Raw genomic sequence first — 17,210 nt, 5'->3', positions numbered from 1 at the left:
GCGCGCGGAGAACGTCGCCGCGCCGAACACCCTTTTTCGGCCATGGTTATTAATACGAATCATTCCTGTTCACATACGCAGTTACATAGTGTCTAATTCCGGGCCAAGCAATCGAGTGGCTGGTCCGCAATCATGATTCTTCTCGCCATGTTGACGTGCGCGCTGTGTGCCGTCGCCTGTTACATCTGCAGCCCGCGGCAGGTGCTGCTGCACCGCCGCCCTCCTCTGTCCTGGCGACTTGCCGCCTGCATCGTGCCCGGCGCACTGTCGTTGTGGACATGGGCGGAGGCGCTCGGCCCGGTCGCCGGCCCCTGTGCCGGGCTGGTCGCCTGGATGCTCATGCTCGCCACCCTGCCCTGGGCGCTGCTGCCCGGACAGTCCGCACGGGAGCTCTCGTGATGTGGGGGCGTTTTGCTGCCGGCGCGCTGCTCGGCATTCCGCTCGCCGCCGCACTGACGGGGCTGATCGCCTGGGGTTGGCCCGGGCGTTGGCAGGACGTACTGGTACCGTCCCTGCAACTGTTCTTCCCGCTGTGGACCGCCATCGCCTGCGCCGCCGTGCTGTTCGCCGACACCCGCAGTGCCTGGCTGCGCATGCTGTCCCTGAACATCGCGGCCGCAGGTCTGCTGACCATCGTACGACTCGGAGGCGCGCTGTGAAGTCATCCACCCTTCGACATTTCTCGGCCCTGCACACGTGGACCGGCCTGATCGCCGGCTTCGCGCTGTTCGTCGCCTTCTACTGCGGCGCCATCACGGTGTTCCACGAGGACCTGCACCATTGGCAGAGCCCCGAGCACCGCCACACCGCACAGGCGGTGACGACGGAAGAACTGCCGGAACTGATCGACGGCATGGTGCGCAAGCATCCGCAGGCGGCCGCCGACTTCTTCGTGCAACTGCCCTCCGCCAGTGCGCCGTCGCCGGTCGCCTACTGGAAGGAGGACGGCGAATGGACGCATGCACCGCTGCGCGTCGCCGCCGGACTGGATGACGAAGCGCCGCATTCCGGCCTGGCCGACCTGATCAACAGCCTGCATTTCTCGCTCGGGCTGCCGGTCGCTGGCATCTATGTGATGGGCATCGTGTCGATGATGTACGGCGTGGCGCTGGTGTCGGGCGTGCTGATCCATCTACCGCTGCTGCTGCGCGACCTGTTCGCACTGCGTCCGGGCCGCAACCTGAAGCGCTTCTGGCAGGACGCGCACAACGCGATCGGCGTCTGCAGCCTGCCGTTCCATATCGTGTTCGCGATCAGCGGTGCGCTGCTGTGCCTGTCGGCGGTGCTGATCGCGCTGATGAACGTGCCGGTGTTCGGCGGCGAACTGCCGCTCGAGATCCGGCGTGCGACGCGGGTGTCCACCGGTGCCGATGCCGCGGGCGAGGCGTCGCCGATGCAGTCGCCTGCTGCGCTGGTCACGGCCGCGCGCGCAGCCGCCCCTGAGTTCGAGCCGAAATGGCTGCGCTATTACCAGTACGGCGACCGCGCGGCGCAGGTCGAGGTGCGTGGCACGAGCCCGCGCGTGCTCGCGGTGTCCGGTGGCGTTGCGCTCGAGGCCGCCACCGCCCGCGTGCTGAACGTTCAGACCGGCGGCCGCAACGATGCCAATCATGCCGCCTACGCCGGCCTCTACGCGCTGCACTTCGGCAGCTATGGCGGCGCCATCGTGCAGGGTCTGTACGGCCTGCTCGGTCTGGCCGGCGCTTTCCTGTTCTTCAGCGGCAATCTGCTGTGGATAGAGGCACGGCGCAAGCGCCAGCAGGTGGCGCAACCGACGCATCTGGTGCGCATGGCGCAGGCGACCATCGGTGTCTGCGTAGGCTGCTGCGCCGCGGTGTCCGCCGCTTTCGTCGCCACCCAGATCGCCGCCGCGATGCCGGGCGCCGACCGCGAACTGATCGAGAAGAGCGCCTGCTTCGGCGTGTTCTTCGCCGCGCTGGCGTGGTCCTTCGCGCGCCCGCCGTCGCGTGCCGCCGTCGAGTTGCTGTGGCTGACCGCGCTGCTCACGGCCGCCATTCCGCTCAGTCACGGCGCGCTGACCGGCGATCACCTGCTGCGCAGCGCGCTGGTTGGCGACTGGGTGCTGCTCGGCATCGACCTGTGTGCGCTGCTGATGGCCGCCGGCTATGTCTGGCTCGCCGCGCTGACACGAAAACGTGCCCTGGACGGTGATCCGAACAGCGTCTGGGCCGCCCCCACCGATGGAACCCAGCCGATGCGCCAGGCCATTTGAAAACCCCGCCGGCGCGCTGTCGCCGGCCATTCGATTCAAGATTCCGGAGAAGCCATGAAACGAGTTCCCCGCGCAACGATGCGCCTGGGGCCGGTCAGTCTCGCGCTGCTGGTCTGGACGCACGGCGCCTACGCCGCCGACGTACCCACCCTGCCGGCCGTCAAGGTCGAGGACGAACGCGCCACCGAAAAGGCCGACGGCCCGGTCCGCGGCTACGTTGCCAAGCGCAGTGCCTCGGCCACCAAGACCGACACGCCGCTGGTCGAAACCGCACAATCGATCTCGGTCATCACGCGCGACCGACTGGAAGCGCAGTCGGTGGTATCGGTGCAGGACGCGCTGCGCTACACCGCCGGCGCCCGCGCCGAGCCCTACGGACTGGACAACCGCGGCGACTGGGCGCAACTGCGCGGCGCCAGCTTCACCCAGTACCAGGACGGCCTGCGCATGCTGTTCGGCAGCTACAACAACATCCGCCCCGACGTCTACACGCTGGAGCGGGTCGAGGTGCTGCGCGGCCCCTCGTCCATCATGTACGGTCAGGGCAGTTTCGGCGGCACCGTGAACCTGGTGTCGAAGCGCCCGCTGGCGGAGGCCCAGCACGAGGTGCAGGCGGTCGTCGGCAACAACGGCCTGAAGCGCCTGGCCGTCGATTCAACGGGCCCGCTGGACAGCGAAGGCAAGTGGCTTTACCGGCTGGTGGCGGTCGGCCAGGACGCCGAAACCCAGGTGGACCACACCCAGGACGACCGCATGGTGTTCATGCCCTCGCTGACCTGGCGCCCGAGCACCGATACCGAACTGACGGTGTGGGCCAATCTGCAGCGCGACCACACGAACACGACGCAGTTCTTCTTCCCGCACCAGGGCACCGTGCTGCCGGCGCCGAACGGCCGCATTCCGTTCCGCACCAATATCAGCGAACCGGGCTTCGACCGCTACGTCGGCGAGCAGCAGGCCTTCGGCTACCGCTTCGAGCACCGCTTCAACGAGGCGCTGACGCTGCGTCAGAACGTGCGCCATTCCGACAGCCAAGTCACCTATCAGTCGATCTACAGCCGCTTCGGCCCGGCCCCTGTGCTGAATCCGGACGGCCGGACGCTGAACCGCACGATCTACGTGTCCAAGCCTGAGGTCGAGGCGCTCACCGCCGACACGCAGCTGCAGGCGAACTTCACGCACGGACCGTTCGAGCATACGGTGCTGTTCGGCTTCGACTTCCAGCGCGTGCTCACCAGCTCGGTGATGGGTCGCGGCAACGCGCCTGCGATCGACGTCTACGCGCCGGTCTACGGCAACTACACAGTGCCCGCGCTGGCGCGGCAGCCAGACACCCAGCTCTATCAGAGCGGTTTCTACCTGCAGGAGCAGCTGAAGATAGACCGCCGCTGGATCGCCACCATCGGCGCACGCCGCGACTGGGCGCGTCAGAACAACGATCTCGACGCCACGTCGGCCCGCATTGACGCGCACGCGACCACCTGGCGCGCCGGCCTGCTGCATCTGTTCGACAATGGCTGGGCGCCCTATGTGAGCTATTCGGAGTCGTTCAACCCGAGCGCCGGTCTCAACTTCTACAACGAGGCCTACAAGCCGCTCGAAGGCGAACAGTGGGAAGTCGGCGTGAAGTACCAGCCGCCGGGCAGCCGTCTGTTCCTGACGCTGGCCGCCTACGAGCTGAAGGAGAAGAACCGCCTGACGGCCGACCCGAACAACGCGCTGAACCGCATCCAAGTCGGCGAGGCGACGATACGCGGCGTCGAGGCGGAAGCGCAGGCCAGCCTGGCGGGCGGCGTTGATCTGATCGCGACCTACACCTACACCGACAGCGAGATCACGCAGAGCAACGCGGCGGATCTCGGCAAGCGCCTTGCCAGCATTCCGGAACACATGGCGAGCGCCTGGGCGGTGAAGCGCTTCACCGCCTTCGACCTGCCGGGTCAGTTCGAGGTGGGCGGCGGCGTGCGCTACATCGGCGCCAGCTGGGACGGCACCGACAGTCTGCGCACGCCATCCATCACGCTGATGGACGCGCTGCTCGCGTACCGGACCGGCCAGTGGCGCTATGCGCTCAACGTCAACAACATCGCCGACCGCGAGTACTACACCACCTGCCTGTCACGCGGCGACTGCTTCCTCGGCACGCTGCGCACGGTGCGCGCTTCGGCCACCTACCGCTTCTGATCCGCCGCGGCAGCGGCCCGGCCGGGCCGCTGCACGGCGTCAGGCCAGCGCCCGGCTCACCACTTCGGCCACGTCGGCCGACAGTCCCGGCAGGTCGCGGATGCTCTCCAGCGCCTTGCGGGCGTGGGCCTGACGACCGTCGTCGAAGCGGCGCCAGCGATCGAAAGCACGCGCCACGCGCGACGCGACCTGCGGATTCACCGGATCCAGCTCGCGAATGACGCCGGCGGCGTAGGCGTAGCCGGAGCCGTCGGCGGCGTGGAAGTGCAGCGGATTGGCGGCGCAGAAAGTGCGCACCAGCGCATACACCTTGTTCGGATTCTTCAGGTCGAAGGCCTCGTGCGCCATCAGCTCGCGCACGCGGGCGCGGGCATCCGGCAGCGGCGAGGTGGCCTGCACCGCCAGCCACTTGTCCACCACCAGCGCCTCGTCCTTCCAGCGCGCGTAGAACTCGCTCAGTGCCACTTCGCGCAGCGGCGTGTCGCTGTGCGCCAGCAGTGAGAACGCGGCGAACTGGTCGGTCATGTTGTCGGCGTCGCGGAACTGGGTAAGCGCTTTCAGCTGCAGCGCACTGTCGTCCAGCGTCATCAGATAGCCGAGCGCGAGGTTGCGCAGTGCGCGCCGGCCCATCGCCGCCGGTTCCGGTGCGTAGGCGCCCGTCACGACATGACGCGCCAGCAACGCGTCGAACTGCGGCCGCAGCCGCTCAGCCAGCGTGCGCCGGAACAGCGTGCGCACGCGGTGGATGGCGTCCGGGTCGATCACCGCCATCTGGTCGCCCAGCCAGGCTTCGGACGGCAGCGTGAGCGCTTCGGCGGCGAAGGCGGGATCGGCGTCCGCCTGTGCCAGCACCGCAGCAAAGGCATCGACGAACAGGTCGGGCACGACCGCCTCATTGCCTGCCTGCACCTGCGCCACACCGGCCAGCATCAATCGCGTTGCAAGCCGCTGACCGGCCTCCCAGCGGTTGAATTCGTCACTGTCGTGCGCCATCAGCGTCGCCAGCCCGGCATCTCCGTAATCGAAATCGAGCGCCACCGGTGCCGAGAAATTGCGCAGCAGCGAAGGCAGCGGTGCCGACGCGAGCGCGTGCGACGACAGATCGAACTCGAAGGTCTGCGTCGCTTCGGTCAGCGACAGCACCGTGGTTGGCAGGATTTCGCGGCCATCCGCGCTCAGCAGGCCCAACGCCACCGGAATGTGCAGCGGACCGCGGGCAAACTTCAGCCCTTCCTCGGTCAGACGTTTCTCGTAGGCGGTTTCCGGGTTGGACTGGGTCAGCGTCAGCGTCCATCGTCCGCTGGGGGCATCGAAGGTGGCGTCGGCCTTCAGCCGCGGTGTCCCGGCCTGTTCGTACCAGCGACGGAACTGGGCCAGATCGACGCCGGATGCGTCCTGCATCGCCGACACGAAGTCGTCGCAGGTCACCGCCTGTCCGTCGTGCCGCTCGAAGTAAAGATCCATGCCGCGACGGAAGCCGTCCTCGCCGAGCAGCGTGTGGATCATGCGCACCACCTCGGCACCCTTTTCGTAGACGGTGGCGGTGTAGAAGTTGTTGATTTCCTCGTAGCTGGCCGGCCGTATCGGGTGCGCCATCGGCCCGGCGTCCTCCGGGAACTGCGCCGCGCGCAGCCCGCGTACCTCCTGGATGCGCTGTACCGGGCGCGAATATTCATCCGACCCGTATTCCTGATCACGGAAGACGGTCAGACCTTCCTTCAATGACAGCTGGAACCAGTCACGGCAGGTGACGCGGTTGCCGGTCCAGTTGTGGAAGTACTCATGCGCGACCACGCGGTCGATGTTCATGTAATCGACGTCGGTGGCGATGTCCGGCCGCGCGAGCACGTACTTTGTATTGAAGATGTTGAGGCCCTTGTTCTCCATCGCCCCCATGTTGAAGTCGCCGACGGCGACGATCATGTAGCGGTCAAGGTCGAGCTCCAGGCCGAAACGCTGCTCATCCCAGCGCATCGACTTCTTCAGCGCGTGCATCGCGAAATCGCACTGGTCGAGCTTGCCCGGCTCGACATAGATCGCGAGATCGACCTTGCGTCCGGATGCCGTCGTATAGCTGTCGTCGAGGCGGTCGAGCTTCGCCGCGACCATGGCGAACAGATAGCAGGGCTTGGGAAAGGGGTTGACCCAGCGCGCCCAGTGGCGACCACCCTCCTCGTCACCGCTCGCGACCAGGTTGCCGTTGGCCAGCAGATCCGGGAAGCGCGTCCTGTCGGCGTGCAGCGTCACCGTGTAGCGTGACATGACGTCCGGACGATCCGGGAACCAGGTGATGCGACGGAAGCCTTCCGCCTCGCACTGCGTGAAGTAGCCGTCCTTCGAGCGGTAGAAGCCGGACAGCGTGGTGTTCTCGTCCGGTTTGATGCGCACCTGGGTGGCGACGCGGCAACGGTCGGGCAGATCGGCCAGTTCGAGTCTGCCGTCGCGGACGAACGAGGCCGGCGCGGGCAGCGCGCGTCCATCAACGCTGAGTTGCAGCAGCTCGAGGGCTTCCCCGTCGAGCTGCAGCGGTGCGCGCGGCACCGATTCGTTGCGGCGCAACATCATGACAGCTGCAACCAGGGCCGTACCGTCGTCAACCAGGGTCACGTCGAGTTCCACCTCGTCCACCCACCAAGCGGGGGCGACGTAATCACGAAGGCGGATGGCGCGCGAAAAAGAGTTCTTCATTTGTTAACTTCCGTGTCGATAACACCAGAGGTGCAGGTTCGGACAAGTTCCGGGATGCGGGATTCCTTGGGTCAGCATCAAGCCACACGGCCGTTTCCGGCTCATCGTGCCGAGCGCGGGTGGTGTACCGGAGGTCAAGGAAGCCGTCATCAGGGGAAAAGCAGTATCCGGGTAAACCCTTAGTCCGGGTGACCTAAGTTCCAAAGAATGACACATCGCAGCATTACCATCGAATCAACAACTCAAAAGGTATGCCATGGGTGCAAGTCTGAACGAAGGGGCCGTCGTCGCGCGCCAACCAGGCGCAGGCGAAGAACTGTCCCCGGCCCGTACGCGGGCGAGCTGGCCGCGCTTCTCGGCGAATGCCGCGCATCATGACAGCACGTCCGCGCACGATGCAGCCCCGGCTGCTCCGGGCCTGCGCAACTGGACGGCTGGCGAACTGGCAGCGCTGCTGTGTGAGTTCCTGAAGCGGGAACACGCCGCTCTCGCCGCCTGCCACGGCCAGCAGGTCGAATCCGACTGGATCCCGCTGGCACGTGCCCTGGCCATCCGCCTGTCCGAAGCACCGGGCATGTCGCTCGCCACCAGCCCATTGAAGACCCGATTCCTGCTGCGTGAGCAGATTGGTGCCTGGCTCGTGCATACGGCACTGGACGCCAGCGCAGCGCACACCGTACGCATCGCGCTGCCCGACACCTGGAGCAACGGCAAGGTCCTCGCCTACCTGTTCCGTCACGAAATCGCGCCGATGCACCACGTCACCGCCGCGCTGCGCAGTCTCAGTGTCCCACTGGCGCGGAGCGAAGAAGTCGCTGGCGACAGCCTGCAAGTGAATGGCTGAGCGCGCATCGCGCTGATCAGATCAAAGGGGTTGCCGCCGCAAGGCCGCAACCCCTTGTTTTTGAGTTGAACCCGGGCGCACAAAACAAAAAAGCCAGTTCGCGAGAACTGGCTTTTTTGTTTCATTTCACTGGTGCCGCTGACCGGAATCGAACTGGTGACCTTCGCATTACGAATGCGCTGCTCTACCGACTGAGCTACAGCGGCAATAAAGAGCGCGCATGATAGCCGCTGAACACCGCAAAATCAATGCAGGTAAGGCAGAAAGCGGTAATTTCGCCGCACTCAAGCGCCCGGACGCACGCGCACGACGATATCGACGCCATCAGCCACCATGCCCGGCGGCAGTTGCGGCATGCCTTCTATACGCAACGTGTTGTTGGGGATATCGGTCAGGCAACCGGTCACGACGTCGTACAGGTGATGGTGAGGTTCGGTGTTCGGATCGAAGAACACCTTGGTCGGATCGACGATCACCTCGCGGATCAGCCCGGCCTCACGCAACACCTTGAGCGTGTTGTAGACGGTCGCCTTCGACGCGGACGGCGAAGTTTCGTTGACCATGGCCAGGATCTGGTCGGCCGACAGATGCTCCATGCGCGAGAACAGCACACAGGCGATGTCGATGCGCGGCTGCGTCAGGTTGATGTCGTGTGCGCGCAGCAGATCGATGGTCTGTTCGCGGTTGAGCGGAGATTTCATGGTTTCGAGTATATGAAACGGAATGCCGTCGCGCAAAGTCCGGTCACGGCTGAGCCAGTTCCTTCGGCAGCGGAAAATTCACGTTCTCGGGTGTGCCGTCCAGCGTCCTGACCGATGCCGCACCCAGTTCGCGCAGCCGGGCGATCACTGCATCCACCAGCACTTCGGGCGCCGACGCCCCGGCGGTGACGCCGATACGCTTGCGCCCTGCCAGCCATGCGGGATCAATCTGGCTGGCGTTGTCGATCAGGTGCGCCGGTACGCCGAACTGCTCTGCCACTTCGCGCAGGCGGTTGGAGTTGGAACTGTTGGGCGAACCCACCACCAGCACCAGATCGCTGCGCGGTGCCATGAACTTGACCGCATCCTGGCGGTTCTGCGTCGCGTAGCAGATGTCGTCACGCTTCGGACCGACGATGGTCGGAAAGCGCGCTCGCAGCGCGTCAACGATGATCTGCGCGTCATCGACCGACAGCGTGGTCTGCGTCACGTAGGCCAGCTTGTCCGGGTCGTCCACCTGAAGTGACTGCACGTCGGCCACGGTTTCGACCAGATACATGCCGCCCTCCGCCTGCCCCATGGTCCCCTCGACCTCGGGATGCCCCTTGTGGCCGATCATGATGATCTCGCGCCCGGCGTCGCGCATCTTGGCGACCTCGACATGCACCTTGGTCACCAGCGGGCAGGTCGCGTCGAACACGCGCAGGCCGCGCGACGACGCATCGTGACGTACGGTCTGCGGTACACCATGCGCGCTGAAGATGAGCGTGGCGCCCTGCGGCACCAGCGCCAGATCGTCGATGAAGATGGCGCCCTTGGCGCGCAGGCTGTCGACGACGAACTTGTTGTGCACCACTTCGTGGCGCACGTAGATCGGCGCCCCGTACTGCTCCAGCGCGCGCTCGACGATGGCGATCGCGCGCTCCACCCCGGCACAGAAGCCACGCGGATTGGCCAGCAGCACGTCCATGTTCTCGCCCTCAGGAGACACCGATCACCTCCACCTCGAAACGCACGGCGCGGCCCGCCAACGGGTGGTTGAAGTCGATCAGCGCGGACTGCTCGTCCAGTTCGCGCACCAGCCCGGGAAACTTGTTGCCGTCGTTATCGGTGAATTCGATCACCGAATGCACGTCCAGTTCGATATCGGCCGGGATGTCGCGACGCGCAAAGCGCTCGACCAGATCCGCCTTGTGCTCGCCGAACACCTCGCCCGGCTCCAGTTCGAACACATGGTGACTGCCCACTTCCAGCCCGGCAAGGCGCGCCTCGAGCGCCGGCGCCAGCTCGCCACCGCCCAGCTGCAGCGTGGCCGGCGTCGATTCGAAGGTGCTGATCAGCGCCTGACCACCTTCCGGCAGGGCGACGCGGAAGTGCAGCGTAACCAGGCTGTCAGGTTTGACGGTGTCGTTCATGCTTGTTTCTCCGCGCGGGCGAAGCGGTCCGACAGACCGAACTGGTCCGCCAGCATCAGCACCACGCCCACTGTGATGGCCGAGTCAGCCACGTTGAAGGCCGGGAAGCCTCGGCTCCCGGCATGAAAATACAGGAAGTTGACCACGGCGCCGAGCACGACGCGGTCGATCAGGTTGCCGATCGCGCCGCCCAGTATCAGCGCCAGGCCGAGCGGCAACACCACTTCCGCGACGTGCTTGCGCATCAGCATGATCAGCCAGATCGACACCGTGGACGTCAGCACAATGAAGAACCAGCGCTGCCAGCCGTCGTGGTCGGCCAGGAAGCTGAAGGCCGCGCCAGGGTTGTAAACCAGCACGAGGTCGAAGAACCAGGTCACTGACCAGCTCTGGCCATAGCTCAGCCACTGCGTGATCAGGTATTTGGTGAGCTGGTCCACCCCGACCACGAAGGCGGACAGGGCGAGCCAGGCGGCAAGGCGTGCGTTCATCGGCTTCAGGCGTGTTCGCGGGCTTCGCCCGCACCGTGCAGATTGGCATCGCAACGGCCGCACAGTTCCGGATGCTCCGGATTGCTGCCGACGTCCGCGCGGTAATGCCAGCAGCGGGCGCACTTGGCATGGGCGCTCGGCGTCGCCGTAACGCCCTGCTCCGCCTCGCTCGCCGCCTTCTTCAACGTCGCGGCCGAGGTGATCAGCACGAAGCGCAGATCGTCACCCAACGACGCGAGGTCGTCGTGCAGTTCGCCAGCGGCGCGCACCTCGACCTCGGCCTGCAGCGACGAACCGATGCCGCCTTCCGAACGCAGCGTCTCCAGCACGCGGGCCGATTCCGCACGCAGCGCACGGATACGCGTCCAGCGCGCCATCAGGGCCGCCTCGTCCGCCTGTTCCGGCAGCTCGTGCCAGGTGGTCAGCATGACGCTGTCGGCCGACTTGTCGCCGAGCACGGTCCAGATTTCCTCGGCAGTGAAGGCCAGCACCGGCGCCATCAACCGCACCAGGGTCTGAGTGATGTGCCACAGCGCCGACTGCGCGGAGCGGCGGGCGTGCGAGCCGGCTGCGGTGGTGTAGAGCCGGTCCTTCAGCACGTCGAGGTAGAAGGCACCAAGATCTTCCGACGCGAAGTGCTGCAGCGCCTGCACCACGCGGTGGAATTCGTACTGCTCGTAATCGGCGGTCACGCGCGCCTGCAGGTCGCGCGTCAGCGCCAACGCATAGCGGTCGATGGTCAGCCACTGGTCGGCTGGCAGCATGTCGGCCTGCGCGTCGAAATCGGCGATGTTGGCGAGCAGGAAGCGCACGGTGTTGCGCAGCCGGCGATAGGTTTCGACCACGCGGTCGAGAATTTCCTTCGAGATCGACAGCTCACCCGAATAATCGGTCGAGGCCAGCCACAGGCGCAGGATTTCGATGCCCAGCTTGTTGCCGACTTCCTGCGGCTCGATGCCATTGCCGAGCGATTTCGACATCTTTCGCCCCTGCGCATCGACCGTGAAGCCGTGCGTCAGCAGCGCCTTGTACGGCGCCTGGCCGTCGATCGCGCAGCCGGTGAACAGCGACGAGTGGAACCAGCCGCGGTGCTGGTCCGAACCTTCGAGATAGAGGTCGGCGACCGGGCCGCCGTCGGTGCGCGCCAGATCGGCGTGCGAACCGCGCAACACATGCCAGTGAGTGGCGCCGGAATCGAACCACACGTCCAGCGTGTCGCTGATCTTCTCGTACTGCGCCGCGTCGGCGCCCAGCAGTTCTGTGGCATCCAGATTGAACCAGGCGTCGATGCCCTCGGCGTCCACCCGCGTGGCCACCGCTTCCATCAGTTCGACCGTGCGCGGATGCAGTTCGCCGCTTTCGCGATGGATGAAGAACGGGATCGGCACACCCCAGTTGCGCTGGCGCGATATGCACCAGTCCGGCCGGTTGGCAATCATCGCGGCCAGCCGCGCCTTGCCCCAGTCCGGGTAGAAAGCGGTGTCCTCGATCGCCTTCAGCGCCGACTCACGCAGGCTGGGACCACCCTCGGGCTTCAGGTCCATGCCGACGAACCACTGCGCGGTGGCGCGGTAGATCAGCGGCGTCTTGTGGCGCCAGCAGTGCATGTAGCTGTGCTGGATCTTCTCGTGCGAGAACAGCGCGCCGACTTCGGCCAGCTTGTCCACGATGACCGGGTTCGCCTTCCAGATGTGCAGGCCGCCGAAGAAGGGCAGCGACTCGGCATACACGCCGTTGCTCTGTACCGGGTTCAGCACGTCGGCCACGGTCAGGCCGTTCTTCATGCAGGAGTTGAAGTCATCCACGCCGTAGGCCGGCGCGCAATGCACGATGCCGGTGCCGGCGTCGAGGCCGACGTAGTCGGCCAGGAAGACCGGCGACTCGCGCTCGTAAAGCGGGTGATGGAAGGCGATGCGCTCCAGCTTGTCGCCGGTCGCGGTGGCCAGCACGCGACCCTCGCGGCCGAAGCGCTTCAGACTCTGTTCGACCAGTGCCTCGGCCAGCACCAGACAGCCGGCGTCGGTCTGCACCAGCGCATACACGTGCTCCGGGTGCATGTTCAGCGCCTGGTTGGCCGGAATGGTCCACGGCGTGGTGGTCCAGATCACTGCATGCACGCTGCCCGCCGGCAGTTCCGCCAGACCGAAGGCAGCGGCCAGACGGCCGCGCTCGCGCTCACTGATCGGGAAGCCGACGTCAACCGCCGGGCTGCCCTTGTCCTGGTACTCGACCTCGGCTTCGGCCAGCGCCGATCCGCAGTCGAAACACCAGTTCACCGGCTTCAGGCCGCGATACACCCAGCCCTTCTTCACCATTTCGGCCAGCGCGCGGATCTCTCCTGCCTCGTTGCCGAAGTCCATCGTGCGGTAGGGCCGGTCCCAGTCGGCCAGCACACCGAGGCGGATGAAACCCTTCTTCTGGATCTCCACCTGCTCGCCGGCAAAGGCGCGGCAAAGCTTGCGCACTTCGGAGGCGGGCAGGTTCTTTCCGTGCTTTTTCTCGATCTGGTGCTCGATCGGCAGGCCGTGGCAGTCCCAGCCCGGCACGTAGGGCGCGTCGAAGCCGGCCAGCGTCTTCGAGCGAACGATGATGTCCTTCAGGATCTTGTTCACCGCGTGCCCGAGGTGGATATCGCCGTTCGCATACGGCGGGCCGTCGTGCAGCACGAACTTCGGACGGCCGGCGGCCTTTTCGCGGATGCGCTTGTAGAGCTGCGTCTGCTGCCACTGCTGAACCCAGCCGGGTTCGCGCTTGGGCAGGTCGCCGCGCATCGGGAAGGCGGTGTCGGGCAGGTTCAGCGTCGTACGGTAATCAGCCATCTTGATCAGCCAGGTTCAGTCTTCGGAAATCGGGTTCTGGGCGAACCACGCGCGGGTGTTCGCCACGTCCTGCGCGATCGCTGCGCGCAGCGCATCCAGGCCTTCGTAGCGCGCTTCATCGCGCAGCCTGTGACAGAAGCGCACGGACACGTGCTGGTCGTAGAGGTTGACCTCGCGGTCCAGCACATAAACCTCGCAGGTCGGGCGCAGCCCGTCGGCAATCGTCGGGCGCACGCCTACGCTGGCTGCGCCCGGCGCATTCACCAGCCCGCCGCCGGTGACCGTCGCCGCATAGATGCCGGACAGCGGCAGCGAGCGGTGCTTGAGCTGGATGTTGGCGGTCGGGAAACCGAGCTGGCGACCGATCTTCTGCCCGTGCTCGACGCGACCGCTGATCGCGTAGGGGCGGCCGAGCAGGCGTTCCGCGCGCGCCAGATCGCCCTGCTCCAGCGCTTCGCGCACGGCGGAACTGGAGGCGCGCTCGCCACCGATCTCGACCGTGTCCATGCTCGCCACCGAGAAGCCATGCTGTTCGCCGGCCGCGCGCAGGCGTTCGAAATCGCCTTCGCGGCCGCGACCGAAGCGGAAATCGTCGCCGATGATGAGGTGGCGCACCGCCAGTCCGCGCACCAGCAGCTCGTCGATGAAGGCCTGCGCGCCGAGCGCGGCGAAGCGCGCGTTGAAGCGACACACATAGACGCGATCAACGCCTGCCCGGCGGAACAGCTCGAGCTTCTCGCGCAGGCTGGTCAGCCGCGTCGGCCGCCGCTCGTGCATGAAGAACTCGCGCGGGTGCGGTTCAAAGGTCATCACCGCGGCCGGTACGCCGAGCGCGCGCGCCTTCTCCGACAGTTGCGCGAGCAATGTCTGGTGACCGAGGTGCACGCCATCGAAATTGCCGATGGTCAGCGCGACCGGGGTGTCTGCGACGGACGGGATTGCGCGGAAGACCTGCACGAAAAGAGGGATGCGCGTGAAAAACGCGCAAGTATACCTGTGCACGTCGTGGTGCCGGGAGTGGGACTCGAACCCACACACCTTGCGGCGGCGGATTTTGAATCCGCTGCGTCTACCGATTCCGCCATCCCGGCAGGGAAGAGGGCCGGATTATGCGGGCGACCGACGCCGTCCGGCAAGTCGCCGGGCGGTACAATGCGCGGTTTTTCGCGCTTCTCCGCCCTGTCCGACGCCGTGCTCACGCTTTCCGACTTCGATTACGACCTGCCCGACGAACTGATCGCGCAGGCGCCACTGCCCGAACGCAGCGCCAGCCGCCTGCTGGTCGTCGGCCGCGACGCGCCGACCGACGCCTGCATCCGCGACCTGCCGCAATGGCTCGACCCCGGCGATCTGCTGGTGTTCAACGACACGCGTGTGATGCACGCCCGCCTGTACGGCCAGAAGGACAGCGGTGGTCAGGTCGAGGTGTTGATCGAGCGGCTGACCGGCGAGCGCGAGGCGCTGGCGCAGGTACGCGCCAGCAAGACGCCCAGACCCGGCAGCCGGTTGCGCATGGAGAACGCCTTCGATCTGGAGGTGCTGGGGCGCGATGGCGAGTTCTTCGTGCTGCGCTGTCCGGCCGACGCACCCCTGCTCGACCTGCTGGAGCGCCACGGCCGCCTGCCGCTGCCGCCCTACATCGACCGCGCGGCGGCGGAAGCCGACGAGGAACGCTACCAGACCGTGTTTGCGCGCGAAACCGGCTCGGTCGCAGCACCCACCGCCGGCCTGCATTTCGACGAAGCGCTGCTGGCTGCGGTCGCCGCGCGCGGCGTGCGCATCGCGCGGGTGACGCTGCATGTGGGCGCCGGCACCTTCCAGCCGGTGCGTGTCGAAAACCTGGCCGAGCACCGGATGCACAGCGAACGCTTCCGGCTGTCGGCCGACACCGCGCAGGCCATCGCTGACACCCGGGCGGCCGGCGGCCGCGTCATCGCCGTCGGCACCACCAGCCTGCGCTGCCTCGAATCGGCGGCGGCCGCCTGTGGCGACGGCCCGCTGACCGCCTGCAGCGGCGACACCCGACTGTTCATCACACCCGGCTACGACTTCCGCGTGATCGACGGGCTGCTTACCAATTTCCACCTGCCGAAATCGACGCTGCTGATGCTGGTGTCGGCGCTGGCCGGCCGGCGCCGCATCTTCGCCGCCTACGCGCACGCGGTGACGCAGCGCTACCGCTTTTTCAGCTACGGCGACGCCATGTTCATTCCGGCGCGCATGAGGGATTCCGATGAAGTTTGAACTGCTCGCCTCTGACGGCCTCGCCCGCCGCGGCCGCGTCACGCTGGCGCACGGCACCGTGGAAACGCCCGTTTTCATGCCGGTCGGCACCTACGGCACGGTCAAGGGCATGGACCCGGCCGAACTGCAGGACATGGGCGCGCGCATCGTGCTCGGCAACACCTTCCACCTGTGGCTGCGACCGGGCACCGACATCATCCGCAAGCACGGCGGCCTGCATCGCTTCATGGGCTGGGACCGGCCCATCCTGACCGACTCCGGCGGTTTCCAGGTGTTCTCGCTCGGCGCGCTGCGCAAGATCACCGAAGAAGGCGTGCGCTTTGCCAGCCCGATCAACGGCGACAAGCTCATGCTGACGCCGGAAGAGTCAATGCGCATCCAGCACGACCTGAATTCCGACGTGGTGATGATTTTCGACGAGTGCACGCCCTACCCGGCCGATCACGCGACCGCGGCCGAGTCGATGCGGCTCAGCCTGCGCTGGGCACAGCGCTCGCGCGACGAACACGACAAGCTGGGCAACACGAATGCGCTGTTCGCCATCGTGCAGGGCGGCATGCATGAAGACCTGCGCGACGAGTCGCTCGCCGGGCTGAAGGACATCGGCTTCGACGGCTACGCCATCGGCGGCCTGTCGGTCGGCGAACCGAAGGAGGACATGCAGCGCATCCTCGCGCACACGGCGCCGCGGCTGCCGCAGGACGCGCCGCACTATCTGATGGGGGTCGGCACGCCCGAGGACATCGTGCATGCGATCGGCTACGGCATCGACATGTTCGACTGCGTCATGCCGACCCGCAACGCGCGCAACGGCTGGCTGTTCACCCGCTACGGCGACATCAAGCTGAAGAACGCGCGCTACAAGGACGACACCGCGCCGCTCGACGCCTCCTGCGAGTGCCACACCTGCACGCACTACACGCGCGCCTACCTGCACCACCTGCACCGCTGCAACGAAATGCTGGGCGCGAGACTCAATACGCTGCACAACCTGCACTTCTACCAGCAGTTCACGCGCGAGGCGCGCGAAGCGATCGAGGGCGGACGATACGCTCAGTGGTCGGCTTCCTTCCTGGCCGAACGCATGCGCGGTGTCTGACCCACTCGCAAGGGCCGATATGTGAGCAAATCCTGCCCGCCCGGGCATGTAGGACTCGACTGATATACTCGCGAGCTTTCCAATAAGTCCAACCGGAGACCACCGTGCTCATTTCCCCCGCCTACGCGCAAGCCGCCGGCGCCGCTGATCCCACCGGCGGCATCATGGGCCTGCTGCCCATCGTCCTGATGTTCGTCGTGCTGTGGTTCCTGATGATCCGCCCGCAGATGAAGCGCGCCAAGGAACACAAGTCCATGGTCGAAGCGCTGGCCAAGGGCGACGAGGTCGTCACCCAGGGTGGCGTCGCCGGCCGCATCGTCAAGGTGAGCGACAACTTCATCACCGTCGAGCTGGCACCGAATGTCGAAGTCGCGGTGCAGCGCCAGGCTGTATCGACCGTGCTGCCCAAGGGCACGCTGAAGGCGCTGTAAGCCATTCCGGCCCGGCCGGTGGCGAGCGTCACCGGCATTTCCCCTCCTGATTCCCGCCTCG

At 66.3% G+C, this 17,210-nt stretch carries 15 protein-coding genes and 2 tRNA genes; 8 read left to right on the top strand and 9 right to left on the bottom strand.

The window, feature by feature from the left end; genetic code table 11:
* Positions 1 to 132 precede the first annotated feature (132 nt).
* The 4 genes from ACQ66H_RS05555 to ACQ66H_RS05540 are packed head-to-tail and all read left to right on the top strand — an operon-like array spanning position 133 to position 4,417.
* Entirely contained in the window at positions 133 to 399 is a 267-nt protein-coding gene (locus tag ACQ66H_RS05555) for a hypothetical protein (RefSeq protein ID WP_430433148.1), read from the top strand.
* Positions 399 to 659, top strand: a complete 261-nt coding sequence (locus ACQ66H_RS05550) for a hypothetical protein (protein ID WP_020163811.1) — start codon at positions 399 to 401, stop codon at positions 657 to 659. Before ACQ66H_RS05555 ends, ACQ66H_RS05550 begins: the two co-directional genes overlap by 1 nt.
* Entirely contained in the window at positions 656 to 2,233 is a 1,578-nt protein-coding gene (locus ACQ66H_RS05545) for a PepSY-associated TM helix domain-containing protein (protein WP_430433147.1), read from the top strand. The genes ACQ66H_RS05550 and ACQ66H_RS05545 overlap by 4 nt, the downstream gene beginning before the upstream one ends.
* 54 nt (positions 2,234 to 2,287) lie before the next feature.
* Positions 2,288 to 4,417, top strand: a complete 2,130-nt coding sequence (locus tag ACQ66H_RS05540) for a TonB-dependent siderophore receptor (protein ID WP_430433146.1) — start codon at positions 2,288 to 2,290, stop codon at positions 4,415 to 4,417.
* Between the two features lie 39 nt (positions 4,418 to 4,456).
* Here ACQ66H_RS05540 and pepN read toward each other — a convergent pair whose 3' ends face one another.
* Positions 4,457 to 7,105, bottom strand: a complete 2,649-nt coding sequence (pepN, locus tag ACQ66H_RS05535; RefSeq protein WP_430433145.1) for an aminopeptidase N — start codon at positions 7,103 to 7,105, stop codon at positions 4,457 to 4,459.
* A gap of 256 nt (positions 7,106 to 7,361) precedes the next feature.
* Here pepN and ACQ66H_RS05530 point away from each other — a divergent pair, with 256 nt between their 5' ends.
* On the top strand, positions 7,362 to 7,949 hold the full coding sequence (locus ACQ66H_RS05530) for a hypothetical protein (RefSeq protein WP_430433144.1): 588 nt from the start codon (positions 7,362 to 7,364) through the stop codon (positions 7,947 to 7,949).
* A 130-nt stretch (positions 7,950 to 8,079) separates the two neighbouring features.
* On the opposite strand, the gene ACQ66H_RS05525 is transcribed toward ACQ66H_RS05530, so the two are convergent.
* The 8 genes from ACQ66H_RS05525 to ACQ66H_RS05490 form a co-directional block, all read right to left on the bottom strand.
* Positions 8,080 to 8,155 (bottom strand) — tRNA-Thr (locus tag ACQ66H_RS05525).
* A gap of 78 nt (positions 8,156 to 8,233) precedes the next feature.
* Positions 8,234 to 8,650 (bottom strand): Fur family transcriptional regulator, encoded by a 417-nt coding sequence (locus ACQ66H_RS05520; RefSeq protein WP_304003760.1) that lies wholly within the window; start codon positions 8,648 to 8,650, stop codon positions 8,234 to 8,236.
* A 43-nt stretch (positions 8,651 to 8,693) separates the two neighbouring features.
* Complete coding sequence (ispH, locus tag ACQ66H_RS05515) at positions 8,694 to 9,620, bottom strand: 4-hydroxy-3-methylbut-2-enyl diphosphate reductase (protein WP_430435598.1); 927 nt, start codon at positions 9,618 to 9,620, stop codon at positions 8,694 to 8,696.
* 10 nt (positions 9,621 to 9,630) lie between these two features.
* Positions 9,631 to 10,065, bottom strand: a complete 435-nt coding sequence (locus tag ACQ66H_RS05510; protein WP_430433143.1) for an FKBP-type peptidyl-prolyl cis-trans isomerase — start codon at positions 10,063 to 10,065, stop codon at positions 9,631 to 9,633.
* On the bottom strand, positions 10,062 to 10,556 hold the full coding sequence (gene lspA / locus ACQ66H_RS05505; protein WP_430433142.1) for a signal peptidase II: 495 nt from the start codon (positions 10,554 to 10,556) through the stop codon (positions 10,062 to 10,064). The genes ACQ66H_RS05510 and lspA overlap by 4 nt, the downstream gene beginning before the upstream one ends.
* 5 nt (positions 10,557 to 10,561) lie before the next feature.
* Positions 10,562 to 13,375 carry an isoleucine--tRNA ligase gene (gene ileS, locus ACQ66H_RS05500; protein WP_430433141.1) on the bottom strand — a complete coding sequence of 938 codons (2,814 nt, stop codon included), beginning with the start codon at positions 13,373 to 13,375 and terminating at the stop codon, positions 10,562 to 10,564.
* A 15-nt stretch (positions 13,376 to 13,390) separates the two neighbouring features.
* Complete coding sequence (locus ACQ66H_RS05495) at positions 13,391 to 14,332, bottom strand: bifunctional riboflavin kinase/FAD synthetase (protein WP_430433140.1); 942 nt, start codon at positions 14,330 to 14,332, stop codon at positions 13,391 to 13,393.
* Between the two features lie 49 nt (positions 14,333 to 14,381).
* A tRNA-Leu gene (locus tag ACQ66H_RS05490) sits at positions 14,382 to 14,466 on the bottom strand.
* Positions 14,467 to 14,527: 61 nt separating this feature from the next.
* Here ACQ66H_RS05490 and queA point away from each other — a divergent pair.
* From queA to yajC, 3 genes are all read left to right on the top strand, one after another.
* Entirely contained in the window at positions 14,528 to 15,619 is a 1,092-nt protein-coding gene (gene queA / locus ACQ66H_RS05485) for a tRNA preQ1(34) S-adenosylmethionine ribosyltransferase-isomerase QueA (RefSeq protein WP_430433139.1), read from the top strand.
* The gene (tgt, locus tag ACQ66H_RS05480) at positions 15,609 to 16,718 is read left to right on the top strand and encodes a tRNA guanosine(34) transglycosylase Tgt (protein WP_430433138.1); all 1,110 of its coding nucleotides are present in this window, start codon (positions 15,609 to 15,611) and stop codon (positions 16,716 to 16,718) included. Before queA ends, tgt begins: the two co-directional genes overlap by 11 nt.
* A gap of 104 nt (positions 16,719 to 16,822) precedes the next feature.
* The gene (gene yajC, locus ACQ66H_RS05475) at positions 16,823 to 17,149 is read left to right on the top strand and encodes a preprotein translocase subunit YajC (protein ID WP_019919264.1); all 327 of its coding nucleotides are present in this window, start codon (positions 16,823 to 16,825) and stop codon (positions 17,147 to 17,149) included.
* Positions 17,150 to 17,210: the final 61 nt, after the last annotated feature.

The sequence above is a fragment of the Methyloversatilis sp. genome (assembly GCF_965284615.1).
In the GTDB taxonomy this organism is placed as follows: domain Bacteria; phylum Pseudomonadota; class Gammaproteobacteria; order Burkholderiales; family Rhodocyclaceae; genus Methyloversatilis.
This window is presented reverse-complemented; position numbering and strand designations above follow the sequence as displayed.

Coding starts and splice junctions, on each gene's coding strand:
- ACQ66H_RS05555 (WP_430433148.1), top strand. CDS start 133: ATGATTCTTCTCGCCATGTTGACGTGCGCGCTGTGTGCCGTCGCCTGT.
- ACQ66H_RS05550 (WP_020163811.1), top strand. CDS start 399: ATGTGGGGGCGTTTTGCTGCCGGCGCGCTGCTCGGCATTCCGCTCGCC.
- ACQ66H_RS05540 (WP_430433146.1), top strand. CDS start 2,288: ATGAAACGAGTTCCCCGCGCAACGATGCGCCTGGGGCCGGTCAGTCTC.
- pepN (WP_430433145.1), bottom strand. CDS start 7,105: ATGAAGAACTCTTTTTCGCGCGCCATCCGCCTTCGTGATTACGTCGCC.
- ACQ66H_RS05530 (WP_430433144.1), top strand. CDS start 7,362: ATGGGTGCAAGTCTGAACGAAGGGGCCGTCGTCGCGCGCCAACCAGGC.
- ACQ66H_RS05520 (WP_304003760.1), bottom strand. CDS start 8,650: ATGAAATCTCCGCTCAACCGCGAACAGACCATCGATCTGCTGCGCGCA.
- ispH (WP_430435598.1), bottom strand. CDS start 9,620: ATGGACGTGCTGCTGGCCAATCCGCGTGGCTTCTGTGCCGGGGTGGAG.
- ACQ66H_RS05510 (WP_430433143.1), bottom strand. CDS start 10,065: ATGAACGACACCGTCAAACCTGACAGCCTGGTTACGCTGCACTTCCGC.
- lspA (WP_430433142.1), bottom strand. CDS start 10,556: ATGAACGCACGCCTTGCCGCCTGGCTCGCCCTGTCCGCCTTCGTGGTC.
- ileS (WP_430433141.1), bottom strand. CDS start 13,375: ATGGCTGATTACCGTACGACGCTGAACCTGCCCGACACCGCCTTCCCG.
- queA (WP_430433139.1), top strand. CDS start 14,528: ATGCGCGGTTTTTCGCGCTTCTCCGCCCTGTCCGACGCCGTGCTCACG.
- tgt (WP_430433138.1), top strand. CDS start 15,609: ATGAAGTTTGAACTGCTCGCCTCTGACGGCCTCGCCCGCCGCGGCCGC.